Annotated in this window: 3 protein-coding genes; 2 read left to right on the plus strand and 1 reads right to left on the minus strand. The window is 39.4% G+C overall.

The window, feature by feature from the left end; translation table 11 throughout:
- Window positions 1–385 precede the first annotated feature (385 nt).
- Entirely contained in the window at window positions 386–2959 is a 2574-nt protein-coding gene (locus AN490_RS04215; protein WP_300000287.1) for a M1 family metallopeptidase, read from the minus strand.
- Between the two features lie 617 nt (window positions 2960–3576).
- Here AN490_RS04215 and AN490_RS04220 point away from each other — a divergent pair.
- Both AN490_RS04220 and AN490_RS04225 read left to right on the plus strand, forming a co-directional pair.
- Window positions 3577–5235: a DUF3352 domain-containing protein gene (locus tag AN490_RS04220; protein WP_300000289.1), complete on the plus strand. Its 1659-nt coding sequence runs from the start codon at window positions 3577–3579 to the stop codon at window positions 5233–5235.
- Between the two features lie 197 nt (window positions 5236–5432).
- Window positions 5433–5693 (plus strand): BrnT family toxin, encoded by a 261-nt coding sequence (locus tag AN490_RS04225; RefSeq protein WP_300000291.1) that lies wholly within the window; start codon window positions 5433–5435, stop codon window positions 5691–5693.
- The last annotated feature ends 74 nt before the right edge of the window (window positions 5694–5767 follow it).

Genomic DNA, 5767 nt, shown 5'->3' on the forward strand with positions numbered 1-5767 from the left:
GAGACGAGATAAATCAGGGGTTTCTCCTTAATAAAACACTTCTTTGCGCTGATGGTTATTCCTACTTGCTAATTAATTCTATCATGTCACCCAATACTATTGCCAATTTTCCCAAATATGTCTGAAACCCAATAAAATCGTGACGATATCAATAGGGTTTCAGGGTTTTGGCAATAGTATTGGTCACCGCGAATAAATTCGCCGTTGGCACTTCCTCCACGCATCTATTGCCAAGTGGCTTCCGTGCCTTTCGTTCTATTTGGTGATCGTTTTATTTATCTTGCTCAACAGTCCTACGCCCCTCTAGAAAACTATTGGGGAATTGTTAAAAGCTCAAAACCTCTTATCTGTTTCCCGTTCCCCGTTCCCTGTTCCCTGTTCCCTCTTATTTTGATTTCGCTTCCAAATTTTCCAGCCGGCTTTTCAATTCCTGATTTTGCTGTTTGATTTGATCAAGTTCCTCACGTAATTGCTTCAGGGTTTTGTCTGTGCCAATATTATTTTGCACTTTACTCACTTCCTCTTCAGCATAGCGACGAACACGGCCATCTGCGGTTTGATTGGCTAAAGATTGCAAAATACCAATGGCTTTGGGAGTTTCCATTTGTCCCAAGGCTGTTAAAACCGCTACCTGAGTTAAAAAGAAAGTCTCTCTAGCAATTTCCGCTAATCGGTCTAAAATTCGTTCGATATTAGCGGGAGTTTGACCAGTGGAAATTTTGCCAACAGCGCGAATTGCACCGAGACGTAATGGTTGCGGTATCCCAGCTTTTGTGTATTCCAGTAATAAACTTAAAGCTGCTTCTGAGGATTTTAATTCAGCTAAACCAGCCACAGCCCCACTGCGGACAACTTCATTCCAACCAGCCCGTTCTTCTAAAACAGATTTGAGTAACTTGATTACCTTGTCTTCATGGGGTTTATCTTCCAAATGTGCCGCTGCTATAGCCGCAATAGTCCGACAAGCCGCAGCTTCTACATAGTAGCTGGCATCCCCATGTTGGACAACACTCTTTACAGCTTTATAGCTATCATGAGTTTTAATTCGCGCTAAAGAGCTAATCACAGCCCGCCGCACAAAGGGACTAGGATCATCTAATCCAGCTACTAAACCATCAAAAGCTTGATCTAATTGAATTTCTGCCAATTCCTTAGCAACTTCGACCCGCACACCCCAAAAAGGCTCATTTTTCAAAGCTGAGGATAGGGCTAAAGTCGCTTCCAATCCGCCTTTTTTCGCTAAAGCTTCCGCAGCATAAATGCGAGAAATGGGATGAGGATCAAATTCTAATTGGGCTTTTAATTCGGAAATTGGAAATTCTAACTTGACTGTTTTTAAGTAATTATTGCCCACATCAAAGCTAATAAAATCAGGCTTTTGTGTTAGTGGAAAGTAAAAACTTTGTTCTTTTTCATGTACCCGAACTGTAAAAGTTGTGAGTTGGGGATTTTCTTTATATCCAAAACCAATGGGAATCCTGAGATTGAATAAATCCTTACTATCGGCTTTGGCTTGGGTTTGGGTGACTGTCACCTTAGCTAAATTTGCGTCACCATCCCAGGCATAAGCTACTTTAAAATCAGGATGACCACCACGATAGACATATTGATCAAACAGGAAAGCCAAATTTCGTCCTGTGGCTTTTTCAATTGCTCTTAATAAGTCTATCGTTTCGACAGTTTGGTGGGCGTTGTCTTGAACAAATGTTTGCACAGCTTGCCAAAATAATTCATCGCCCAATTCTGCCCGAATCATGTGATAAACACAAGATCCTTTTTCATAAATGTGGCGGTCATAAAGTTCAATTGCTTCGCGGTAAACATGAGTTACCATGGGTCTGCGGTAGCGACTGCTATCTTCACTTAAATAACTACACGCTTCCTTTAACCGATAATATGCGGCTTCTTGGTCGCCATATTCCCGTTGGGTCCACATTACCTCTGAATAGGAAGCCATACCTTCCTTAATCCAAGCATGGGACCAATGTTTAATTACCACCAAATCCCCAAACCATTGGTGTGCAAGTTCGTGGACAACTAAACTTTCGGTATTACGATTATCTAATATTGCTCGTTCGTCTAGTAAACATCGGTCACTTAATAGAGTTGTGGAAGTATTTTCCATGCCTCCAAAAATAAAGTCGTCTACGCAAACTTGAGCATATTTGGAGAAAGCGTAAGGATAACCATACTTTTCACTGAGAAATTCAATCATTTGGGGAGTTTTGCCCATGCTACGTTGAGCATCTGCTTCTCGTCCCTTTTCGACGTAGTAGGTAACGGGTTTATCATGCCACTCGTCCCGAATTTCCGCAAAATCACCAACGGCTAAGGTCATCAAGTAGGTAGGATGAACTTGTTGTTGTGACCAATGGTAGGTTTTGTATTTTGCCTCCTCTACGGTGTCAATTAGTTCACCGTTGGAGATAGCTACTAAGGGATTGGGAACACGAACGCGAATTTCTGAAGTTGATAATTGTCCAGGGTAGTCGAAACAGGGAAACCAGTAGCGAGAATCTTCGTCTTCTCCTTGTGTCCAGACTTGGGTCGGTTTGTGGGGGTAGTGTTTGTTTGGTTGAATAAAGTAAATGCCCCGTTGGGGTTTTTCGGCGGCGTAGGCGATCGCAATTAACAAGCGATGACCAATTTCAGTGGGTTGTGACAGGTAGATACAAAGTTTTTCGCCATCATATTCAAATTTTTGCTCAACTGCGTTTACTTGTACAGCGGTGATCTTCAGATTTACCGCATCCAAAGTCAATCTATCAATCCCATTCCGCACTGGTAATAGGCGAATACTACAAGTTCCGTAGCAACTTTGGTTAGGGATATCCAAACTCAGATCCAGAAAAATATGTTCTACCTGTCCAGGTCGGTCAGGGTTATAGTGTGGTTTTGCCCCTGGTAACTCAAAACGTTTGTGTCCGGTTTTTTCGGTATCAAAATAAAACTGCAACATTTATTATTTCTAGCCTTCTAATTCTAAAAGATTTAATGGGATCTAAATCATACAAGTAAAGAAGTGTAGCGTAGTATGACATTTTTTTATCAGCAAACTCTTCCCTACCTTGATTCAAGAGAATTTTGATCCGTGATCATTTGTTATTGAGTACAAATACTACTAATTTTCCATATAGATTAGTTTTAGAATAACTTGGAGATGAGAAATTGACTATTGTTTTCACAGGAATAAGATATCATTTGCGGATTCAGCCTTGACCATAATAGAGTATTATTTAGACCCAATTACAACTTTTTGGTGAGCATAAACCGTTAATTATATCAGTAATTACCGTAAAGTTAGCGGAAATTAGGGATAAAAAAAGGATTTAAACATCAAAATCTATGATAATTAATTATGTTTTTTCACCACTTGATTGTAAACTGTCTCTAACCGCGAGGTGTTTTCACCCTTTTATACTCAATATGCGATATTTACTGATGTCAACTTAGTTGACAAAATCTCCAAAATATACTTGTTTTTCATGGGTTCTCAATTAGATAAAATCCTCTGTCTACCAATGATCATTGCGTAGATTCTGCAATAAAATTTACAACAACAAGGAGCATTTATCAATGTCTGAAAAGAAATCATCATTTTTAATCCCTGTAATCGGTACTGCTGTAATTATAGCAGGAGGCATAGCAGCTTATATGTATCTAAAGGGTGGTGGTGATAGTTCTAGTCCTTTAGGTAGTGCTAAATTAGTACCTGCAACTGCTCTAATGGCAACTTATATTGACACTAATCCTGAATCCTGGCATAAGTTACAGCAGTTTGGTACACCGGAAGCGCAGAAATTACTGGCCAAAGAATTCCAGAGTTTCAACCAACAAATGTTGAATGATCATAAAATTTCTTACGAAGCAGATATCAAACCTTGGGTTGGTGGGGTGATGATTGCGGTACTACCACCAGATGCAAAAAAAGTATCCGAGAATAACTTTCGCGTCTCCGAAGCCCCAAATTATTTGTTAGTGGTAGGGATTAAAGATAAAATAGCTGCTTTGAAATTTGCCAATAAGTTAAAAGACCAAAAAAACGTCAAAATTCAGGAATCGGACTACAAAGGTCAAAAAATTATCGAATCTACTGGTCAAGGTCAACCGACTTATGTAACAGTTTTGAATAATGACCATTTGCTGTTTACATCCAATAAACAATCTGTAGAAAAAGCGATTGATACCTATAAAGGTGAACCTTCTTTTGCAAGTAAAGAAGGGGCAAATGATATTCTTAGCAAAGGTGTGGATGTTAAAAACAGTTTAGCGCAAATTTATGTTCCTGATTATGCCAATATGGTACAACAATTAACTGCTTTCAATCCTCAATCTAAACAATTACCTCCACAAACCCTCGCGCAAATTAAGCAAGTCAAATCACTGACAGCAGGTGTGGGCATAGATGATGGCGGATTAAGATTAAAAGCAATTGTGAATTTAGACCCCCAACTGAATAAATTTGAATATCAAACTACTCCCGCCAAAATTGTGGGACAATTCCCCAGTGAAACTTTGGCTTTAGCTAGTGGACAAGGTATTAGTAAAAGTTGGCAAACTTTTGTGGAACAATCTAAAGATTATCCAGAATTAAATCAAGGACTACAACAAGCGCGGACTCAATTAAAAGTCCTCCAAATTGATTTAGATAAAGATATTTTTGGCTGGATGAATGGAGAGTTTGGTTTAGGTGCAATTCAATCTAATCAAGGTTTATTAGCTAATACCGGTTTTGGAGGTGCGCTAGTATTAGATACGAGCGATCGCAAAACTGCTGAAGCCACTTTCACTAAACTCGATAATTTTGCCAAACAGCAACGGCTGAATGTCGCTCAAAGAACCATTGGCGGTAAAAATGTCACAGAATGGCAAATCCCCCAACAAGGCGCTCTAGTGGCACATGGTTGGCTCAATGATAATACAGCATTTCTGGCTATTGGTGGACCCGTTGCGGAAATACTGGCAGATCGCAAAGGTGCAGCACTTGATCAAAGTGATACTTTTAAAACTGTTACAGGTTCTTTACAAAAACCCAATGGTGGTTATTTCTATTTAGATATGGACAAAACCAAAACCATAATTGAGCGTGTATCCGCTCAAAGTCAACCTTTACCTGCGGACGCTACCGCTATTCTCGATTCTATTCGTGGTGTTGGTGTGACTGTTAATAGTCCTAGTAAATCCCTGACTCAAATGGAGATGCTGTTATCTCTTAAATCTGGGAAAGGGAAATAATATTCTTTTTTGAATTTTTTTCACGCAGAGACGCACAAGGCACAGAGAGTAGTTTGTAGGGTGCGTCAGACCCGATAATTTCGTAAAAAACAGATATCTTCTCTCTGACGCACCTTATTCACTGGAATCAGATTTCTAGTCAAAATAGACTTTACGATTCCTTAGACATAATTCTCACAAATACATATAATATATGTATGCAAGTTGAATGGAATCCTGAAAAAGCTAAAAGCAATTTACAAAAACACGGAGTCAGTTTTTCTGATGCTGAGGCCGTCTTGTTCGATCCTTATGCACTTTCTTTTGAAGATCAATCAGCACAAGGTGAACAACGATTTATTATTATGGGGATGGATCACCTTTGGCGGTTGCTAGTAGTAGTCTATACCTATCGAGGTGATAACATTCGCTTAATTTCTGCCCGTCCTGCTACTCCTAAGGAGAGAGAGCATAAATAAACGGAGTAATCTGTAGTTTATGTGAACCAAACCACTCAAAACATGAGTAAACGTTATCTAGGTCATAACACCTT

It is taken from the genome of Anabaena sp. AL09 (assembly GCF_001672255.1).
Lineage (GTDB): Bacteria > Cyanobacteriota > Cyanobacteriia > Cyanobacteriales > Nostocaceae > Dolichospermum > Dolichospermum lemmermannii.